At 60.5% G+C, this 18,098-nt stretch carries 17 protein-coding genes; 6 read left to right on the top strand and 11 right to left on the bottom strand.

Features of this window, described 5'->3' with window-relative positions; translation table 11 throughout:
- Positions 1 to 61: 61 nt before the first annotated feature.
- On the top strand, positions 62 to 1,807 hold the full coding sequence (locus tag Q1A52_RS00085) for a type I secretion system permease/ATPase (protein ID WP_300009280.1): 1,746 nt from the start codon (positions 62 to 64) through the stop codon (positions 1,805 to 1,807).
- The gene (locus Q1A52_RS00080; protein ID WP_300009277.1) at positions 1,804 to 3,174 is read left to right on the top strand and encodes an HlyD family type I secretion periplasmic adaptor subunit; all 1,371 of its coding nucleotides are present in this window, start codon (positions 1,804 to 1,806) and stop codon (positions 3,172 to 3,174) included. The genes Q1A52_RS00085 and Q1A52_RS00080 overlap by 4 nt, the downstream gene beginning before the upstream one ends.
- Before the next feature lie 88 nt (positions 3,175 to 3,262).
- Here the strand turns inward: Q1A52_RS00080 and Q1A52_RS00075 are convergent, their stop codons facing one another.
- The 5 genes from Q1A52_RS00075 to Q1A52_RS00055 all read right to left on the bottom strand — a co-directional run bounded on the left by Q1A52_RS00075 (position 3,263) and on the right by Q1A52_RS00055 (position 10,264).
- The gene (locus Q1A52_RS00075) at positions 3,263 to 3,898 is read right to left on the bottom strand and encodes a LysE family transporter (RefSeq protein WP_300009274.1); all 636 of its coding nucleotides are present in this window, start codon (positions 3,896 to 3,898) and stop codon (positions 3,263 to 3,265) included.
- Positions 3,899 to 4,254: 356 nt separating this feature from the next.
- The gene (locus Q1A52_RS00070; RefSeq protein WP_300009272.1) at positions 4,255 to 6,471 is read right to left on the bottom strand and encodes a PAS-domain containing protein; all 2,217 of its coding nucleotides are present in this window, start codon (positions 6,469 to 6,471) and stop codon (positions 4,255 to 4,257) included.
- Positions 6,458 to 7,660 (bottom strand): FIST N-terminal domain-containing protein, encoded by a 1,203-nt coding sequence (locus Q1A52_RS00065; RefSeq protein ID WP_300009270.1) that lies wholly within the window; start codon positions 7,658 to 7,660, stop codon positions 6,458 to 6,460. Before Q1A52_RS00065 ends, Q1A52_RS00070 begins: the two co-directional genes overlap by 14 nt.
- A 35-nt stretch (positions 7,661 to 7,695) precedes the next feature.
- Positions 7,696 to 8,391 carry a response regulator transcription factor gene (locus tag Q1A52_RS00060; RefSeq protein ID WP_300009268.1) on the bottom strand — a complete coding sequence of 232 codons (696 nt, stop codon included), beginning with the start codon at positions 8,389 to 8,391 and terminating at the stop codon, positions 7,696 to 7,698.
- Between the two features lie 109 nt (positions 8,392 to 8,500).
- Positions 8,501 to 10,264 carry a PQQ-dependent methanol/ethanol family dehydrogenase gene (locus Q1A52_RS00055; protein WP_300009266.1) on the bottom strand — a complete coding sequence of 588 codons (1,764 nt, stop codon included), beginning with the start codon at positions 10,262 to 10,264 and terminating at the stop codon, positions 8,501 to 8,503.
- 167 nt (positions 10,265 to 10,431) lie between these two features.
- Here Q1A52_RS00055 and Q1A52_RS00050 point away from each other — a divergent pair, with 167 nt between their 5' ends.
- The gene (locus Q1A52_RS00050) at positions 10,432 to 10,953 is read left to right on the top strand and encodes a hypothetical protein (protein WP_300009264.1); all 522 of its coding nucleotides are present in this window, start codon (positions 10,432 to 10,434) and stop codon (positions 10,951 to 10,953) included.
- A 4-nt stretch (positions 10,954 to 10,957) separates the two neighbouring features.
- On the opposite strand, the gene Q1A52_RS00045 is transcribed toward Q1A52_RS00050, so the two are convergent.
- The 6 genes from Q1A52_RS00045 to Q1A52_RS00020 are packed head-to-tail and all read right to left on the bottom strand — an operon-like array spanning position 10,958 to position 15,640.
- A complete protein-coding gene (locus tag Q1A52_RS00045; protein WP_300009262.1) occupies positions 10,958 to 11,506 on the bottom strand; it encodes a sel1 repeat family protein in 549 nt (182 codons plus the stop codon).
- Between the two features lie 57 nt (positions 11,507 to 11,563).
- Entirely contained in the window at positions 11,564 to 12,355 is a 792-nt protein-coding gene (locus Q1A52_RS00040) for an ABC transporter permease (RefSeq protein ID WP_300009260.1), read from the bottom strand.
- Positions 12,352 to 13,068, bottom strand: coding sequence for an ABC transporter ATP-binding protein (locus Q1A52_RS00035; protein WP_300009258.1), 717 nt, complete (start codon positions 13,066 to 13,068; stop codon positions 12,352 to 12,354). Before Q1A52_RS00035 ends, Q1A52_RS00040 begins: the two co-directional genes overlap by 4 nt.
- Complete coding sequence (locus Q1A52_RS00030; protein WP_300009256.1) at positions 13,065 to 13,502, bottom strand: hypothetical protein; 438 nt, start codon at positions 13,500 to 13,502, stop codon at positions 13,065 to 13,067. Before Q1A52_RS00030 ends, Q1A52_RS00035 begins: the two co-directional genes overlap by 4 nt.
- A 21-nt stretch (positions 13,503 to 13,523) precedes the next feature.
- On the bottom strand, positions 13,524 to 14,483 hold the full coding sequence (locus Q1A52_RS00025; protein WP_299410306.1) for a YVTN family beta-propeller repeat protein: 960 nt from the start codon (positions 14,481 to 14,483) through the stop codon (positions 13,524 to 13,526).
- The gene (locus Q1A52_RS00020; protein ID WP_300009253.1) at positions 14,480 to 15,640 is read right to left on the bottom strand and encodes an ABC transporter substrate-binding protein; all 1,161 of its coding nucleotides are present in this window, start codon (positions 15,638 to 15,640) and stop codon (positions 14,480 to 14,482) included. The genes Q1A52_RS00025 and Q1A52_RS00020 overlap by 4 nt, the downstream gene beginning before the upstream one ends.
- Positions 15,641 to 15,797: 157 nt before the next feature.
- Between Q1A52_RS00020 and pedF the strand changes: the two genes are divergently transcribed.
- The 3 genes from pedF to Q1A52_RS00005 all read left to right on the top strand — a co-directional run bounded on the left by pedF (position 15,798) and on the right by Q1A52_RS00005 (position 18,006).
- Complete coding sequence (pedF, locus tag Q1A52_RS00015; protein WP_300009251.1) at positions 15,798 to 16,499, top strand: cytochrome c-550 PedF; 702 nt, start codon at positions 15,798 to 15,800, stop codon at positions 16,497 to 16,499.
- A gap of 3 nt (positions 16,500 to 16,502) precedes the next feature.
- Complete coding sequence (locus Q1A52_RS00010; protein WP_300009249.1) at positions 16,503 to 17,405, top strand: ABC transporter substrate-binding protein; 903 nt, start codon at positions 16,503 to 16,505, stop codon at positions 17,403 to 17,405.
- Between the two features lie 85 nt (positions 17,406 to 17,490).
- Complete coding sequence (locus Q1A52_RS00005) at positions 17,491 to 18,006, top strand: CoxG family protein (protein WP_300009247.1); 516 nt, start codon at positions 17,491 to 17,493, stop codon at positions 18,004 to 18,006.
- The last annotated feature ends 92 nt before the right edge of the window (positions 18,007 to 18,098 follow it).

Raw genomic sequence — 18,098 nt, 5'->3', positions numbered from 1 at the left:
GACATCCAACGGGGCGGCGGCACTGGCCGCCGCCCCTTCACCCTGAAAAGAGATCACCCCCATGTTTCAGAAAAAATCCACCGTCAAATCAGCCTGGTCCTCCCTGCGAGGCGGCTTTCTCGCAATCGCTTTCTTCAGCCTTGTTTTGAACCTTCTCATGCTTGCCGGTCCCCTCTACATGCTGCAGGTCTATGACCGTGTGCTGACCAGCCAGAATATGGACACGCTCATCGCGCTCAGCCTTCTTCTGGCGGGCGTTTTCATCGTGACCGGCCTGCTCGACCTGATGCGCACGCGCATCCTCAACCGCCTCGGGGCCCGGTTCGAGCTGAAAATAGGCGCACCCGTCCTGCAATCCGCCATCCGCCGCCGTCTGCACGGCAAGGCCACGGCAGGCGACAGCCCAGCCACCGACATCACCGGCCTGCGCGATTTCATCTCCGGCTCCACATTGATTGCGTTCTTTGATGCGCCCTGGATTCCGATTTACCTCGGCGTGCTCTACATGCTGCACCCTTATCTCGGCGCCCTGGGTCTTGCCGGTGCGGTGCTCCTTACAATTCTGGCCCTGATCAACAACACGCGTGCCTCTGGCGTGATGCAGGATGCATCCCACGCGCGCAGCAGGTCCGACGCCTTGTTCACCTCCAGTGAGCAAAATGCAGAGCTTGTCCACGCAATGGGTATGACTGGTGATCTCGCCCGGCGCTGGACGGCTCTGCAGCTTGATGCGCACCGCCTGAAAACCCGTGTCAGTGACCGGATCGCAAGCTTTTCGGTGCTGTCCAAGACGATCCGGATGGGGCTGCAATCGGCCATGCTGGGGCTTGGTGCCGCCCTTGCCATCACCGGTGACGCCACTGCCGGTGTCATGATCGCCGCAACCATCGTGCTGGCGCGCGCGCTGGCCCCCATCGATCAGCTGATTGGCCAGTGGCGCACCTTTCTGGCAGCGCGCGGGTCCTACAAGAACCTCGCCGCGCTGAGCGAGGCGTTCCCGCAAGAGCTCAAACGTCTGGCCCTGCCGCGCCCGCAAATCTCCCTCAACGCCACCATTGCGCAGGCGGGGCCGCCGCTGGCGCAGAACGCCACCATTGGCGGCATCGACTTTGCGCTGTCGGCGGGTGACGTTCTGGCCGTGATCGGCCACAGCGGGTCCGGCAAATCCACGCTGGCGAAAATGCTCGCGGGGATCTGGACGCCCCAGCGCTGCGCCATCCGTCTGGACGGCACGCCGATGGCGAAATGGGACGCAGGAGACCTGGGGCAGCTGATCGGATACCTGCCGCAGGATGTGCAGCTCTTTGATGGCACGATCCGCGAAAACATCGCGCGCTTCTCCACCACCATTGATGACACCAAGGTGCTGGAGGCGGCGGTCGCGGCGGATGTGCACGATCTGATCAGCAATCTGCCGGATGGCTACGCCACGCAGATCGGCAAAGGTTTCCACCTCTCGGGCGGTCAACGGCAGCGGATTGCTCTGGCGCGGGCGCTTTATGATGATCCGTTTATCCTGGTGCTGGATGAACCGAACTCCGACCTCGACAGTCAGGGGGAACTGGCGCTGCGCAATGCCATCCGCGGGGCCAGCGCCCGGGGGGCCATCACCTTTGTGATGACGCACCGGCCCAGCACGCTCGAAGCGGTCAACAAGGTCCTGACTCTGAGCAAGGGCATGCAGAGTGGCTTTGGCGACAAGGAAGACATCCTGCGCCCAAGACAACAGCCCGTCATGACCAGCAAACAGAACCCACAGCTTGCCGCGCGCAAGGATCAACAGCTTCAGAAAGGAGCGGTTCAATGACCTCTCACCTTCCAACGCATCCCGCCCAGACTGTTCTTCGGCTCGAAGACTATAACCGCGTCGAAGATCGCGCCAACGAGGCGGGGATCAAGGGATTTGTTTTCGCAGGCCTGATCGTCGTGACCGGGTTCGTCGGGGGCGCGGCCTATTGGGCGGCGTCCTCCAAGCTCGACGGGGCCGTTGTCGCGCCCGCCTCTCTGGTTGTGGAAGGCAATCGCAAGACCGTGGAGCATCTGGACGGCGGTATCGTGCGCGACATCCGTGTGACAGATGGTGATCTGGTCAAGGCGGGGCAGACCCTTCTCGAACTGGACAGCACGGATCTTGATGTCGATCTGGACGTCATTCAAAGCCAGCTGGGCGATCTGATGATCCGCCGCGCGCGGCTGCTGGCGCAGCTTGAGGGAGCGGATACATTCGGCCCGGACTATGTGCAGGAGACGCTCAGGGTCGCAATGCACCGCGACGACTGGCAGGACGCCTATCAGACGCAAAGGCTGCTCTTCGATGCTGAAATGCGCACCCGCACGGCCGAAAAGGATTTGCTGGCTCAGCGGATCGCCAATTTGCAGGATCAGATGTCTGGCCTGCGCGCGCAGCGACAATCGAACACACGCCAGTTGGAGATCACGCGGGAGGAGCTTGGCAATCTCGAAACGCTTCTGGAAAAGGGCCTTGTGGCTACTGCCCGTGTGAACACCCGCCGTGTCGAGGTTGAGCGCTTGAAAGGCGTGGATGCCTCTTTGCAGACGCAGGAGGCGCAGGCCCGAAACCAGATTAGTGAATTGCAGCTGACAGGCATTGGCGAACAGACCCAGCGTGACGAGGCGGCCTCGACGGAACTCGCGCAGGTCGAAGGGCTGCTGGCGACGCTGGAGCCGCAATATGTGGGTGCCACGGAACGTTTAAAACGGGTGGTGATCACCGCGCCGGTCAGCGGGCGCGTCGTGGGGATGACGGTCTTTACCGCGGGCGGTGTCATCCGCCCCGGCGCACCTATCCTCGATATCGTGCCGGTCGATCAGCCGCTGGTGGTGGAAGCGCGGGTCAACACGGCGGACATTGAAAAGCTCTTTGTCGGCCAGTCAACCCGCGTGCGGCTGTCGGGTTTTGATCAGGCGGAAATTCCCGAGGCCACGGGCAGGATCGTCGATATTTCCGCTGACAGCCTGGAGGATGACCGCACCGGCCAAGCCTACTATACGGCGCGGGTCACATTCGACAGCGCCCAGCCCGCAGCCGTTGCCGAGCTGGATCTGGTGCCGGGCATGCCCGCGGACCTCTTTGTCAACACGGGCGAACGGTCTGCGCTCAGCTATCTGACCCAACCCCTTCAGGACAGGCTGGCGCGCACGTTTATTGAATAGAGCGGCGTACACATGAGATGGCAGAGCGCGCTGTGACGTGCGCTCTGCCTGAGGATTTAGAGGGGGGCGAGAAGGCCGCTGATATGGTTCAGGAGCCCGCCGTGTCGCGCAGGCTCTTGAGGCCCAGCAGAATGGCCGCGCCGACAAGGAACGCCCCGCCGATGCGGCCAATTGCGACCTGCGCCTTGGCCTTCAGGCGCTTGGCAAGCCAGCCAGCACTTGCCCCGTAGCTCAGCAGGAAAGCCCCGTCGATGGCGATGTATGTCGCGGAAAGGATGAAGAGCTGCAGGAAAAACGGCTGATCCGCGGTGATGAACTGCGGAAAGAGCGCCGCGAAGAACACCACGGCCTTTGGGTTGGCTGCGGAGGTCACGAAACCCTGCAGCCAGAGTTTGCGCGTTGAAGCTGAGGTGTTGGATTGCGTCGACAGGGAGCTTTTGCCCGCAGTGCGCCACATGCGGATGCCCATCCAGAGCAGATAGGCCACACCCATCCATTTGATGACCGTCAGCGCATGTTGCGAGGCCACGATTAGCGCGGCCAGCCCCAAACCCGCGGCCAGCATCTGCAGCGCATTGGCAGTCAGGTCACCGACGGCTGTCGCGATGGAGGGTTTGAACCCATGCGTCATGCTGTTTGAGAGCATCAGCAAATGGCTGGGGCCGGGTGTCAGCATGAAGAGGAACACGGTTGCGACATAGAGTGCCCAAATATCAAAACTCATCCGATGTCTCCTTCTGTACAATTACCCCGTCACTACCAAGGTTCAGCACCGTCATGGTAGTGATTGGACGGCCTGTATTAAATCTGGCCGCTGCCACCCAATCAGTAGCCCGTGCCTGCACCATACGTGATTGAAAGATATTTCGTACGAAAAGATTTCTGGGGACAGGTTTGGCCATCTGAAACGAGGTGCCTTTCCCTGTTTGCGCCGCCAAATGGTGGTCCAGGATCGCCGGTGTCATGACTTTGGGACACGGCATACCCTCATCTGGGGACGCACGCGCCCAGCGGGATAGTGGTCCCCGCGCTCGCCGAAGAGTGTTAGGCACAAGGCTGAAAGATCGTGTTATCGGTGCTTCAGGACGCGCTGCTGGTCAACTCACGGGCCCGGTCAGACAGGTGCCCCCAAAGGCGGTCGCGGTCGACGGGCTTGGACATAAGGGGCAGGCCGAGCGTTTTGCACGTCCGACGCAGCTCACGCGTGCGATCAGCGGAGACAATTGCCGCCGAGATCGGCCCGTAGGTCTTCGTGATCTCTTGGTAAAGCGCGGTGCCGGTGTTGCCCTTGTCCAACTGGTAATCGAACAAAAAAGCATCGGGAATAAGCTGAATGGCGTGCATGAGGGTCATCGCTTCATCCGCGCTGTGCGCATGGATCACCTCGCCGCCCATGTCCTCAACGACAAGCGACAGTGCACCCGCAAAGGCCGGATCGTTCTCCACCAGCAGAACGAGTAGCCCATTGAGGTCTTGCGGGGTTGTATCTCCCGACCCCGCGCGCTTGGCGTCATGCGGCAGGGCGGCGGTGTCGATGGGCACGTTCAGGGAAAAGCAACTGCCACTGCCCGGTTTCGACCACAGGCCCAGCTCGTGCCCCAACCCCTTGCAGGCGCGTTCTACGATGGCCAGCCCCAACCCCAGCCCTCCATCGGCAGGGTCGGGGTTGAGGCGGCTGAACTCCTGAAAAATCTGTTCCTGATCCGCTTCCGCGATGCCGCAGCCAGTGTCCCAGACTTCGATCCGGGCCGAGGTGCCGCTGCGCCGCACGCCCAGCAGGACGCGGCCCTTGTCCGTATAGCGCACCGCATTGGAGAGCAGGTTCTGGACGATGCGCCGCAGATAGGCCGGATCGCTGCGCACCGTCAGTGAGCTGTCGAGAATGTCCAGCGCGATGCCCTTGGCCGCAGCCGTGGCTGCCAATTCGTCGCGCAGTGGCGCCAGAATATCCGATATGCGAATGGTCTGGACCTTGAACACCGCCTTGCCCGCATCAAGCTTCGAGATGTCGAGTAGCGCCTCGATGATCTGTTGCGCGCCGTTCAGCGCGGCCTCGGTTTTGCCAATCACATCCTGCGCGTCACTGGTTGTGACCTTATCCGCAAGCGAGGAGACAAAGAGCTTGGCAGCGGAAAGCGGTTGCAGCAGGTCGTGGCTGGCAGCCGCGACGAAACGGGATTTCGAGGCATTGGCGCGTTCGGCTTCGGCCAATGCCACGCCAAGCTCCTGTGTGCGGTCGCGCACCCGGCGTTCAAGCTGCTCGTTCATCTCGAAAAGCGCGCGGGCAGCCTCGCGTTCTGCTGTTACATCGGTGAAGCTGATCACGAAACCATGGTCCGGCATTTCCTGGGCAAAGACGCTGTAGATGCGGCCATCTTCGCGGCGGATTTCAAAGGCAATGGGCGGGCGGCCATGGGCGCGGTTGGCCCAGCTGCGCAGACGCTCGGCATCCACCTTGTCGGTGAACACCAACTGATCACGCAAGCGGTTGATCAGGTAGGAGAAATTCATGCCAAGGGTGACGCGCGGTTTGGACAGGGCCAGAAAACCATCCATCTTGCTGTTCCAGCCCACCAGCGTGCGGTTGCGATCAAAGATGCAAACCCCCTGATTGAGGTGGTCGAGCGTGGCCTGCAGGATGCGGGCCTGTTCGTCGCGCAGCTTGTCGCGCTCCTGCCGTTCCAGTTGGATGATGTCGGAAACATCGGTCTGCAGGATAACGGTACCGCCGCCGGAGGTGCGGTGTTCGCTGACTTGCAGCCAGCGGTCACGCAGCAGGCTGACATTGAAGACGACGTGCGGGTCGCGGTGATGGTCAAGGCGCCGCTGTGCCCAATCCTCGGGGGTCTGGTTCTTGGGCAGCGACAGAAACCGGCTTTCTGAGACCAGCGAGACGTAGTCTTCAAACGGCAGGCCCGCGCTCAGGCCAGGCACGATGTCCAGCAGGTCCTGACAAAACCGGCTGTTGAAGAGGACAAGCCGGTCATCGGTGTCAAAGAGGGCAAAGCCTTCGTCGATGGTCTCGATGGCCTCGGCGAGGTTGGACCGTGCGGTTTCGGTTTCCGCGCGGGCCACTTCCAGACGCGCATTAGAATCCTGCAAAAGATCAAGCGTGCGCTCCAGGTCGCGGGTCCGTTCGCGCACCTGGCTTTCCAGCAGCGCCGCGCGTTCGAACTGCCGGTAGGCGAGACCGGATTCCTCGCTTTTCTGCTCTACCCGGCGCATCAGCGATTGCGCGATCACCAGCAGCTTCTCGTTCTGTTTCTCGACCGTATCGGCGGGGTTAATCAGCGACATGCGTTGTTTCATCCGCATCCGCCGGGTAGAAGGCCACCCCGCTCATAGTGTGGTTGACATGCAGCGGGCCGATCTGTTCGCCATAGGTAGAAAAGCCGATCACATTGTGGCGCGATAACACGTCAGACATGGCGCGGACGATCTGCGATTGCTCCGCCTCGATCCGGCGCAGGATACAGTCACAGCCGATGATGTCGCTCGGGGCATTTTCGGTGGAGAGTTCCTGCAGTTTGCGCTCCAGATGAGTGACCATGTTCTCAGGCCGCGCAACCGTCAGCACCATGCCTTCGTCCACTGCAGAGAAAAACACAAGGTCCCCATCTTTGGTCACCTGCTGGATGGCGCGGACATGATGCGCATCACCGATCCGCACCACCACCGGATGGGCGGCAAAGGTAAAACGGTCCAGCTGTTCGGGGTCCTTGCCGACGATCCGCGCATATTCACGCGCTGCCGGTTCGGCGTTGATGGCGCGGACGATGCGGCGGGCGGGGTCGGCCTCTGTCACCACCATCTGCTCGCCCGTGGGCACCAGATGATCTAGGCTAAAGACCTTGGTGCGCAGCCGTGTGCGCACCAGCGTCAGCACGGCGGCGTTATCGGCGACGCGCCCGTTCAGGCCCACCAGCGTCTGGCGGAAATCAGTGCCGTCTCCCGCAGAGCCGCCAAAAATCTGCGTATCCCCCAGCGCCGGGGCAATCGTCGCGCTGAGCGTATCTTCACTCAACGACAACCCGTCAACCACCAGAAACCCGAAACTATGCGGGAGCCTGGAGGCACGTTGCTGCAGCCCCATGCGCTCCAGCGTAATCTGATCCACAAGCGCCTGCGCATCCAGATCATCCACGTTTTCGATCATGATGGAGCAGGAGGCGAAATCCTCTGCCGGAAAGGCGATGGCGACAATCGTGCCCTCGTCATATCCGGCACCGGTGATTTCACCCGCCGTCGTGCAGGCGACAACATCCGTGTCGGGATAGACCCGCCGGGCTTCGGCCACCACGCCCTGAAAATCGGCGAGCGGCGTGGCCATGATCGAGATGAAGCTGAAGGGCCCCGGACCGAGCACCTCGTACAGTGCAGCCACAGGCGACGTGTTGGACCAGCACACCTGCGCGGTCCTGAGTGCACAACTCTCGTCAGGCTGCACTGGGTCGGCGGTATCCGCAAAACCAGCGTTGGCGTTCATGTTTGTAACTCTCCCTGCAGGCGAGGATAGGACGCCTAGGAAGAACTTGGCAAGACATTTGCGAACTTGGCATCCTGCGCCACCAGCACGGCCTGTGTCCGGCTTTGCACGCCCAGTTTGCGCATGATCGCGGTGACATGTGCCTTGACCGTGGTTTCCGCGATGGAGAGGTCAAAGGCGATCTGCTTGTTGAGCTTGCCTTCACAGATCAGTTCGAGAATACGCGCTTGCTGGTTGGTCAGGCTGGACAGACGCGAGACGGCCTTGGTGCCTTCCTCGCAGGCCTCGCCTTCGACGAATCCGGCAGGGGTGAAAACGCCGCCCCCCGCGATATGTTCCAGCGCTTCCTGAAACACCGACCGATGGCTGTGTTTCGGCACGAACCCCGACGCCCCGGCTTCGATGGCGCCGCTGATGATCGCGTTGTCGGTCATGGAGGACACAATGATCACCGGGGTTTTATCCGCCGCGCGCTTGAGACGAATGAGCCCGTCCAGCCCGCTGACATCCGGCAGGTTCAGATCCAGCAGGATCAGGTCTGGCGGCGTGTTCCCGTCGATCTTCTCCAGCGCATGTTCCATGCTGTCCGCCGTCACGATCTTTGCAAATTCGGCAACCGATTTCAGGGTAAGCTCCAGAGCGTCGCAAAACAGCGGATGGTCGTCCACCACGAGCGCCCAACCGCCGCGCATTTTGGCATGAGCTGAAAGGGAAGCGTCTTGCGTGTTCATGGCTTTAGGCTAGTGCCGAAACTTGCAAAAATCTACTTGGCAAAAAGTCTCATAGAAAAAGGCGCACCCCGATATGGGATGCGCCCAATTTTTTCAATACCTTACCTTGTCAGTTGGCGGCCAGCTGACGGGGCAGGCGGAACGTCCAGAGCATGCCGCCCTGATTGAGGTAGCTGACCTTCTTGGCCACTTCGCCCCCCCAGAGCGGCACCGCACCGCCCCAGCCGGAGATCACGGTGACATATTGCTCGCCATCCTGCTCCCAGGTGATCGGCTGGCCGACAATGCCGGAACCGGTCTGGAAGGACCACAGCTGCTCGCCGGTTTCGTCGTCAAAGGCGATGAACTCACCACCCGGCGTGCCAGTGAAGACAAGGCCACCTGCGGTGGTCATCACACCACCCCAAAGCGGCGCTTCGTCTTTGTACTCCCACTTCAACTCGCCCGTATCCGGGTCAATGGCTTTCAGAGAGCCAATGTGGTCTTCATAGTTCGGCTTGATGGTGAAACCGGAGCCGAGGTAGGCCGCACCTTTCTTGTAGGTGATCGGCTCGTTCCAGATGTCCATGCCCCATTCGTTGGAGGGCACATAGAAGTTGCCGGTGCGCTGGCTGAAGGCCATCGGCATCCAGTTCTTGCCGCCGAGGAAGCCCGGTGAGGAAAACACCACCTCGCCCTTCTTCCCATCGGCGGAGGCCGCAGGGTCACCGGGGCGATTGTCCTCGATAAAGATCGGGCGGCCGTTCTCATCGATACCTTCTGCCCAGGTGATGTCCTTGACGAAGGGCACGGCACTGACAAAGGCGCCGTCCTCGCGGTTGAGCACATAGAAGAACCCGTTCCGGTCGGCGGTGGCATAGCGCATGTTGCCATCGCGGTCGGTGTAGGAAACCACCTCGTTCACACCGTCATAGTCCCAGCCCTCGCGCGGGGTAGTCTGGTAGTGCCACTTGATCTCGCCGGTGGCAGGATCAACCCCGATCCGGCTGGCGGCATAGAGGTTGTCGCCCGCATTACCGTCGGTGGGTTGGCCTGCATTGCGCAGGTGGCTGTTCCAGGGTGCAGGGTTGCCCGTGCCAAAGACCAGCGTGTCGGTATCAGCGTCATAGGACCCGCCGAGCCAGGTGGCGCCGCCGCCGGTCTTCCACATGTCGCCGGGCCAGGTGGCGTTCAGCGTGCCGGTCATGGTGCTTTCTTCGCCGTTGAGCGTGCCCATGTGGCCTTCGATCACCGGACGGGTCCAGACCATGTCGCCGGTTTCCGCGTCGCGCGCCTGAATTTCACCGACGATGCCGAACTCACCGCCCGAGTTGCCGGTGATGATCAGACCGTTCACGATCAGCGGTGCGGCAGTATAGCTGTAGCCCGCCTTGTAATCCGCGATCTTCTTGTTCCAGACCACATCGCCGGTTTTCTGGTTCAGCGCGACGATGCGCGCATCCAGCGTCCCGAAATAGATGTTGTCGCCATAGATCGCCGCCCCGCGGTTGACCACGTCGCAGCAGGGCAGGATGCCTTCGGGCAGGCGCGCGTCATATTGCCAGAGTTCCTTGCCGGTCTTCACATCGATGGCGAACATCCGGGAGTAGGACCCGGTGATATACATCACGCCATCATGCACAATGGGTTGGGTTTCCTGACCGCGTTGTTTCTCACCACCGAGCGAAAACGCCCAGGCCGGTACAAGATTTTCGACATTGTCCTTGTTGAGAATATCGAGCGGCGAGTAGCGCTGCAAATGCCGCCCCATGCCGTTTGTCAGAACATCTCCCGTGGATGCCGTGTCGTTCCGCAGCATCTCCTCGGTAACCTCGGCATGAAGCGATGTCGTGGCGAGAAGCGCAGCTGTCACTGCAATCGCGAACCTTTTCATGGTTTTCCTCCCTTGAGCTTTGCAACAGGTCCAGCGCCCCAAGGACTCAACGACCGGTTGGAAAGGAGTATTCAACCAAAGGCCGTTTCTAGGTATTGGCCAATGGTCGTATGGTCAGCCGGGCCCGCGCAGGTGTGCACTGTTGGTAGGCCGTGGGAGGGGGCAAAATGAATTATGTTTTGATCTTAATGGGTTGCTGGGCGGCTTGCGCGGGCGCTGCAGAAGAGCGACAGGTCTATCTGGAAGCGCAGGATGGCACGCGGGTGCAGATCGCCTCGCTCATCCTTGCCGGTGACGGAACCTATTCGGTGCAGATGCAGGAGGCCGCTTTCACCAATCACTTCCTCTCGATGCGCCCGTTCAAATGTCTTGAAGGGCCTGCAAAACACTGGTGCCACGTACCCTATCCCTACGAGATCGCGCGGGATGTCTCGGCGGACCTGACCGATCTGGAATACGACTTCCTGTTTCTGTGGAAAGGCGCAGGGGAGTACGGGATCAACATGTGGAACGGCGTCTACTACGACTTATCCGATCAGGATGGCGTCATCGTCGGAATATTGCACGAGATGGATATGAATCTGCTTGCGGTGCCGCCCGATGCGGGAGAACTGCGCCCCTTGAAAGCCGGTGATTTGCACGCAAGCGACCCGGACAGCCATTGGCTGCCGCGCATGGTCATCGAGTGATCGTCTAGAAAAACGGGCCGTACTTTGAGTTGTCCGCATCGGGCGTAACCTCGTCGAGGTCATAGCCGGCGCCCTGCAGGCGTTTGGCAATGGCCAGCCCGTTTCGGGCCGCCTCATCCACGTACTGCCGCCCCAAGGCTTCGTCCTGCGCCACGCCGTGGCCGCGCATCAGGTCGAGGCCATAGTTGAACTTGCCCACTGGGTCGCCTGCCTCCGCGGCGCGGCGATCCCACTCTGCCGCGGCGTCGGGGTCGTACTCACCGCCCAGCCCGTTGTTGTCGAGCTGGCTCATCCAGGTCATGGCACCGGTGTATCCGGCGTTGGCGCAATTTTCAAAGAGCAGGCGCGCCGTCTCATGGTCGCCGGATTTGGTCATCATATAGCCCATGGAGCAGAGCACTATCCCGGTCTCCCCTGCATCCGCGCGCTGGCGAAAGCTCTGCCAGGTCATCTCATCGGGGTTCGTCGTGCCGAACTGGTTTGGGTCTTCGCTTTCGGCCCGGAGCGGTAAGGCTAGAAAACTTATCAGAAGGACGGGTAATGCGGGTTTCATGGGCATAGGGTACCATCGATGTCAGCATTTTTACAGGCGCCCATGGTCGTAGAGCGATTAGCCTCGACGACTCATCCCGGTTCGGCTTGGGTTGTAGCCCCAGAGTGCCGCTGCGACGAAGACGGCAGCGGCCAACAGTGTCCAGCCCAAAGCGGCGGCATTGAACTGCACGTAAAGCGCAAAACGGATGAGCTCCACCGCATGGGTGAAAGGGTTCAGCGCGCAGATATCGTGCAAAAGCTTTGAGGATTCCGCCATTTTCCAAAGCGGGTAGAGCGCGGAAGACAGGAAAAACATCGGGAAAATGACAAAATTCATCACCCCCGCGAAATTCTCCAACTGCTTGATGAAGCTGGACAGCAACAGCCCCAGCGCCCCCAGCATCAACCCGGCAACAGCGAGGGCAGGCAGCACGGTGATGTAGCCCAGTGGAGGCATATCGATGCCATAAAGCGCAGCAATCGCCAGAAACGCATAGACCTGCAGGATAGAGATGGCCGTGGCCCCGGCCAGTTTGCAAAAGAGTAGCCACCAGCGCGGCAGGGGTGCCGTGAGCAGCAGTTTCATCGAGCCCATTTCCCGATCGTAGACAAGGCTGAGCGAGGACTGCATGCCATTGAAAAGCATGATCATCCCGCAAAGGCCCGGCACGATGTATGTCTCATAGGCGATGTAGGTCTGGTACGGAGGAATGATGCTCAGACCGAGGGCGGCGCGGAAGCCGGCGGCAAAGACCAGCAGCCAGACAAGGGGGCGCACAAGGGCGGCGATGAACCGTTCACGCTGGTGGATGAACCGCAAGGCCTCCCGCCCGACGATGGCGCGCAGGGAGATGAGATAAGGGCTCATGCAGGGGTTGCCGTCATAGCGAGGAACCTGTCATGCAAGGGTATCTCGCCCGCAATGTCGGCGGCAGCGCCTTGTGCCAGAATGGCTGCCTGATGCAGGACCACGAGCTGGTCTTCGGGCCAGACTTCATCGGTCAGATGTGTGGCCCAGAGGATGGTGGTGCCGTCCTGGGCGAGGTGATGGACATGTTCGGTGATCGCCGCTCGCGCGGCAGCGTCGAGACCTACGGTGGGTTCATCCAGCAACAGGACCGCGGGTGCGTGAACGAGCGCGCGGGCAATCTCGGCGCGCCTGCGATGGCCGCCATTGAGACCGCGCGCTTTCTCCTGCGCCCGCGGCAGCATATCGAGCCGGTCCAGCGCGGCTTCGATCCTCATCCTTGCGTCCCGCCCGGAAAGACCGTGCAAGGCAGCGAAATAGCTCAGGTTCTGGCGCACACTAAGGTCGAGATCCAGCGTGGGCTGTTGAAAGACGATGCCCAGCTTTGCGAGGGCCGCGCGCGGGTCCCGCGCCAGATTGTGCCCGGCAATGTCGATCTGACCGACGGGCGCAACGAACAGTCGTGTGAGCAGGCTGAAGAGCGTCGATTTGCCGGCGCCGTTTGGTCCCAGAAGGGCACAGAAGGCGCCCTGCGGTATGTCAAAGCTCACCCCGTCCAGTGCTGTTTTGGCGCCGTATCGATAGGTGATGTCTTTGACGGACAATCCTGTCATTCGATGGTGATGTCGAGCCGCTGCGTCTCGCCTGTGGTGCCGGGAATCTTGATGTAATAACTGCCGGGCTTGATCGCGATGAAGCCGATCTCCATCTCACCGGCCTCGTCGAATTCGACGCTGTCCAGCCCCAGCGGGCGGATTTCCAGACCCTCCAAAACAATCTCGTCAATCCAGATGGCCCGAAAGAACTCCGGACCCGTCAATGCCAGTTCCTGGCTGCCGTCTCCCTGAATTTCGAACTCGTAATAGGTGCCTGATTTCAGAACCCAGGGTGCGCTGGAAATCGGCTCGCCTGCTGAGAGGATGATCGGTGGCAAGTCCTCCTTGTTATTTCCAGAGAGCAAGCCCGCGGCACCAAAGCCTTTATCGTCATCGGCAAACGCGGGGGTGGTGGCGAGGCAAAGGGCGAGGGCGGTGGCCAGTCGGGTCATGATATGCTCCAGTATAAAGGATCAGTTGGTCGGACGGAAGGCGGCCCCCCAGGGGAAGCGGCCCACCTTGATAGATTTGATGGCCTCGCGCTTGGCCACGTCGATCACGGTCACATCGCCCGACACACCGTTGGTGGTAAACAAAAGCGAGCGGTCTTCGTTGAAATCCATGTGCCAGACACGGCGACCAACGAGGATGTAATCTTCGACCTCATAAGTTTCCGCATTCACGACGGCCACGTGGTTCGACGGGCCAAGTGCCACGAAGGCGTGGGTATCCCCATCGGTGAATTCAAAGCCCACAGGCTGTACACGATCAGGATGCACGCCCTGCACCTCAAAACTGATCTTGGCTTTCTCGGCCTGGGTGGCCGTGTCGAAGATCGTCAGCGTGCCGCCGATCTCGGAGCTGACCCACATCTCGCTGCCGTCCCTTAGAAATTCCGCGTGACGCGGGCGGCTGTCGACCAGCGTATTGGCGAAAAGCTCTTGTGTTTCGGTGTCGATCCAATGTGCCATGTTGGTGGTCTCGGAGGTGGTAATGGCAATCTTGCCATCGGGTGACACCGCCATGCCCTCTGGCTCAATGCCCACATCGATCTGGGCCACGACCTTGCGCGTTTCGGTATCCACGACGGTGGTGATCGCATCATCCTCATTGGCGATGTAAAGATGGCGGTCGTCCGGGTGCAGCACGAATTGCTCCGGGTCCTCGCCCGAGGGCAGATCGTGCAGGATCTCCCCGCTGTTGGGGTCCATCACCTGCACGGCGTTGCTGTCTGACGCGCAGATATAGAGCAGGCTGAAATCCTTGGAAAAGGTGATGCCGCGCGGGCGTTCGCCGGTCTCGTAGGTCTTGATCACCTCCAGCGTCTCGGTCGAGATGACCGAGACGGTATCGTCTTTTTCGTTGGTGACCCAGATCTCGCCCGCATGGGCGGTGGTGGTCAGCAAGAGAGCGGCAAGCGTTGTTCGGATCATTGGAAGGCCTCGCATGTGCTTTCGGGTTGGTCGAGCCCGAGTGAATCCAATTCGTTGACCTGATGCAGGAACCCGTCCAGCGGTGCCTGCGCCACCAAAGCACGCGGGTGCACGATGGCGATGGGCTGGCGCAGCTGACCGTTCCAGGTGCGGTATGTCAGGGGCCGACCTTTGAACCCTGCAAGCTCAAAGGCGTCGGACAAGATGTAGTCACGTAGAGTGGTCGGATCGACGGTATTTGTCCGGGTCACCACCTCGCCCAGCGTGCGCATTGCGGCCCAGGCGGCGTAATCCTGTGATGTCATCGGGCGTTCGTGGGCCTTTTCAAACCGCGATTGCAGTTGTGCAGCCCCCCATTGCTCGATCACGGGGGACCAGGTAACGGCCGACAGCCCCTCGGACCCGGTCACGGGACGCGCCTCCCAAGTGTTGTAGAGCACGTAGCGCCCGAAATCATGCAGCTCGTCGGCGAGGATCATGGCGTCGTAATCGCCGAAATCCTGCGTAAAAAGCGGCACTTCCTGAGAGGCATTGCGGCGCATATCCGCGTCAAAGGCCCATTCCTTTTCACCGGCGAGGTCCAGGCCAAATTTGGTAAGTGACTGCCGCATCGCCTGCGCATAGGCCACGTCCTGCGGATGTGTGCCGGTGATCATCACCAGATCGGTCCAGCGCTTTTTCACAAAGACCTGCGCCAGCGCATCTGTGCGCATCGCATCCGAGGGCAGCGTGTGGAAGAGATTGTTGCGGCATTCGCCATCGCGCAGAGAAATATTGCCCGACGAGGTGTTGAAGATCAGCGCGCCCTGGGCTTCTGGCAAATCGGCGATGGCCATTTGTACCTCTGCAGGCGCGTTCAGGATGAGATAGGGGCTTGTTGCCAACAGCGCCTTGGCTGCGACAAGCGGATCCTCACCTCCGGGCACATAGGTTTCTGTCAACTCATACTTCTGATCCAAAAAACGCCCCGTCGTCTGGTTGTCCTTAAGGCCGGTCAAAACACCGGCCAGTCCGATGTTGTCCGGGATCGGGTCAAGGTTCGACAGTGTCGGGGGCAGAGGGATTTCGACGTGCAGGTAGTTTGTGTTCAACGTCACCTCAGCCGCAGTGGACATGGCGCAGCATAGCGCGAAAACAACGGCAACCAGTCGATGCATCTGAAGTTCCTCCCTCATTAAAAGTAGTGTGTCTGCACGGGAGGGTTGAATAGGACTTTAGTCCCCCACGTCGCACCCAACCAAAGTCCAATACCCTTTCTCGCGGCGCCTGATTACAACAGATGAAAACAACATATTCGATCCCGGGAGGAGAGAAATGACACACCCATTCAAGATTGCAGGTCTGGCCGCTGGCGCCCTGATCGCGGCGGCCACTTTCGTGTCGGCGCATGGCGACGTAAAGCCACAAGCGGTTGATACCGCGGGATTGCCAGAAACGGGAGATGAGTGGTTGATCGAGAACCCGTACCGGGCGGAGGCTGCCGGGGAAGAGGTCTGGCTCAAGGCCGTGGAAATCGGTGCCTCAGGCTACAATCAGAACTGTGCGCGGTGCCACGGGTTGGAGGTCGTCTCCGGCGGGCTCGCCCCGGATCTGCGCTTTCTCGAGGCCGAAGAATATGGTGACGAGTGGTACATGGAGCGCTTTCGCGAAGGCTATACGCAGAATGGCATTACCAAGATGCCCGCCTTTGGTGAGCTGCTGGGCCAGGACGCCGCCTGGGCCATTCGCACCTACATCGAAACCCGTCCCGATGGCGACGCCATGGAAGAATACGCGGACGAGTTGAAGGCGATGCGCGATCAGTTGCAGATGTATGCCGAGGGCGATGCCGAAGGGGCCGACCCTGACGCCCTGAAATCCCGCCTCAGCGAGATTGCAGGGTCGATTGAAACCCTGTCGGGCGCGCCAGTTGCGGATTCGGTCGCCTTCCGCGCAGCCAACCTGATTGATGGTACGCAGGCACGATACAAATCCGCCGCCGAGACCCTGACCATCGGATTGTCTGCGGCCCAGTAGTTGATGCGCCTGCACCGTCTGAAGCACCTCGTATTGGTTTTCTCCCTGCTGCTGCCAGCGCCCGCGCTGGCAGCAGACCCTTGTGCGGACCACGTTCCCCAGGCCCGTCCGCAAAACGCCAGCCGGGATATCGTCGGGCAGGAGATGGATGTGATCCAGGAGCAGGGTCACATGCTCTTTGCCGTCTACGAAGACTATCCGCCCTACAGCTGGGAGGAGGGGGGGCAGCCCCGCGGTGTCGACATCGAAATCGCCCGCATCATCGCCGCGGATATGGGGGTAGATGCACGGTTCAACTTCGTCGCGGCGGGCGAAAACCTGGATGCAGATTTGCGCAACAACATCTGGAGAGGCGCGCTCATCGGGGGCCGGATCGCCAATGTGATGATGCGCATTCCCTACGATTCCGCGTTCAAATGTCGGGTCGAACAGGTAGTTTTCACCGGGCAATACGCCTCGGAATCCATCGCTATTGCCTATGACAAGGCCAGCTATCCGGAGGAAAAACCTGTCCCGGCCTACTTCCGCTTTGACCCGGTTGCTGTTGAAAATGACTCGATCTCGGATTTCTATCTTTCGTCATTCGCGGGCGGTCAGCTGGCGGGCAAGGTGACCCGCTTTGCCGATATGGAGGAGGCCATGGCGACACTGCGGGCAGGGGAGACCAAGGCGGTGATGGGTCCACTGGCGCAGCTGGAGCATGGTGCCGACGAGGGGGTCGGCATCCATCAGCCGCCGCTGGCGGGTTTTGCCGTCAGCCGCTGGACCTTGGGCGTGGCGGTGAATTTCCGGTATCGCCCGCTCTCCTACGCGGTTGACGATGCAATTCGATATGCCATTGAAGATGGTCGTATTCCGCAGATTTACGCGGACCACGGGCTGACGTTTCAGCCGCCGGACAGGTAAATGCGACCTTTGTCCTACTCGGATGGTCGCATAGGCCGGGTAAACTGGCGTTGCTATGGTCCTGAAAAATTCAGGAGGAGTCGCAATGCAACTGAGTGACAGTCGAACAATCAATGCCGATGTGGCGACAGTCTGGGCGGCCTTGCTGAGCCCGGAAGTTTTGAAAGAATGCGTGCCGGGCTGTCAGGAAATGACAGGCTCGCCCGAAGAGGGGTTCGAGGCCGTTGTGGTTCAGAAGGTCGGCCCAGTGAAGGCGACGTTCAAAGGCGGTGTAGCGCTGAGCGATATGGTGGAGCCGGAAAGCCTGAAAATTTCGGGCGAAGGCAAAGGCGGTGCTGCGGGCTTTGCCAAGGGCGGTGCCGATGTCAGGCTGGAGGCCGACGCGCATCAAACCGTGCTGCACTATGACGTGGAGGCCAAGGTCGGTGGCAAGCTGGCCCAGTTGGGCAGCCGGATCATCGATGGGTTTGCCAAGAAGATGGCAGATCAGTTTTTTAACAATTTTCAGAATGCGGTTGGCGCGCCCGAGGAACTCGCGGAGGCGGATGCCGAAACAGGTGAACAGAAAAAGGGTTGGTTCAAACGTCTTTCGGGCGGATGAACTGCAGGAACTTGAAGGGAGTTATTTTATGTTTGAGGTATCGCTTTTAGTGAATGGTGTTGCGCGTTCTGGTTCTGTTGAGGGTCGGACGT

It is taken from the genome of uncultured Roseobacter sp., assembly GCF_947488185.1.
GTDB lineage: Bacteria > Pseudomonadota > Alphaproteobacteria > Rhodobacterales > Rhodobacteraceae > Roseobacter.
This window is presented reverse-complemented; position numbering and strand designations above follow the sequence as displayed.

What these genes read in the sequence shown, in the direction of transcription:
- Q1A52_RS00035 (WP_300009258.1), bottom strand. Translation starts at nt 13,068, where the DNA reads ATGACAGGATTGTCCGTCAAAGACATCACCTATCGATACGGCGCCAAA.
- Q1A52_RS00050 (WP_300009264.1), top strand. Translation starts at nt 10,432, where the DNA reads ATGAATTATGTTTTGATCTTAATGGGTTGCTGGGCGGCTTGCGCGGGC.
- Q1A52_RS00065 (WP_300009270.1), bottom strand. Translation starts at nt 7,660, where the DNA reads ATGAACGCCAACGCTGGTTTTGCGGATACCGCCGACCCAGTGCAGCCT.
- pedF (WP_300009251.1), top strand. Translation starts at nt 15,798, where the DNA reads ATGACACACCCATTCAAGATTGCAGGTCTGGCCGCTGGCGCCCTGATC.
- Q1A52_RS00080 (WP_300009277.1), top strand. Translation starts at nt 1,804, where the DNA reads ATGACCTCTCACCTTCCAACGCATCCCGCCCAGACTGTTCTTCGGCTC.
- Q1A52_RS00060 (WP_300009268.1), bottom strand. Translation starts at nt 8,391, where the DNA reads ATGAACACGCAAGACGCTTCCCTTTCAGCTCATGCCAAAATGCGCGGC.
- Q1A52_RS00020 (WP_300009253.1), bottom strand. Translation starts at nt 15,640, where the DNA reads ATGCATCGACTGGTTGCCGTTGTTTTCGCGCTATGCTGCGCCATGTCC.
- Q1A52_RS00010 (WP_300009249.1), top strand. Translation starts at nt 16,503, where the DNA reads ATGCGCCTGCACCGTCTGAAGCACCTCGTATTGGTTTTCTCCCTGCTG.
- Q1A52_RS00055 (WP_300009266.1), bottom strand. Translation starts at nt 10,264, where the DNA reads ATGAAAAGGTTCGCGATTGCAGTGACAGCTGCGCTTCTCGCCACGACA.
- Q1A52_RS00005 (WP_300009247.1), top strand. Translation starts at nt 17,491, where the DNA reads ATGCAACTGAGTGACAGTCGAACAATCAATGCCGATGTGGCGACAGTC.
- Q1A52_RS00075 (WP_300009274.1), bottom strand. Translation starts at nt 3,898, where the DNA reads ATGAGTTTTGATATTTGGGCACTCTATGTCGCAACCGTGTTCCTCTTC.
- Q1A52_RS00045 (WP_300009262.1), bottom strand. Translation starts at nt 11,506, where the DNA reads ATGAAACCCGCATTACCCGTCCTTCTGATAAGTTTTCTAGCCTTACCG.
- Q1A52_RS00030 (WP_300009256.1), bottom strand. Translation starts at nt 13,502, where the DNA reads ATGACCCGACTGGCCACCGCCCTCGCCCTTTGCCTCGCCACCACCCCC.
- Q1A52_RS00025 (WP_299410306.1), bottom strand. Translation starts at nt 14,483, where the DNA reads ATGATCCGAACAACGCTTGCCGCTCTCTTGCTGACCACCACCGCCCAT.
- Q1A52_RS00070 (WP_300009272.1), bottom strand. Translation starts at nt 6,471, where the DNA reads ATGTCGCTGATTAACCCCGCCGATACGGTCGAGAAACAGAACGAGAAG.
- Q1A52_RS00040 (WP_300009260.1), bottom strand. Translation starts at nt 12,355, where the DNA reads ATGAGCCCTTATCTCATCTCCCTGCGCGCCATCGTCGGGCGGGAGGCC.
- Q1A52_RS00085 (WP_300009280.1), top strand. Translation starts at nt 62, where the DNA reads ATGTTTCAGAAAAAATCCACCGTCAAATCAGCCTGGTCCTCCCTGCGA.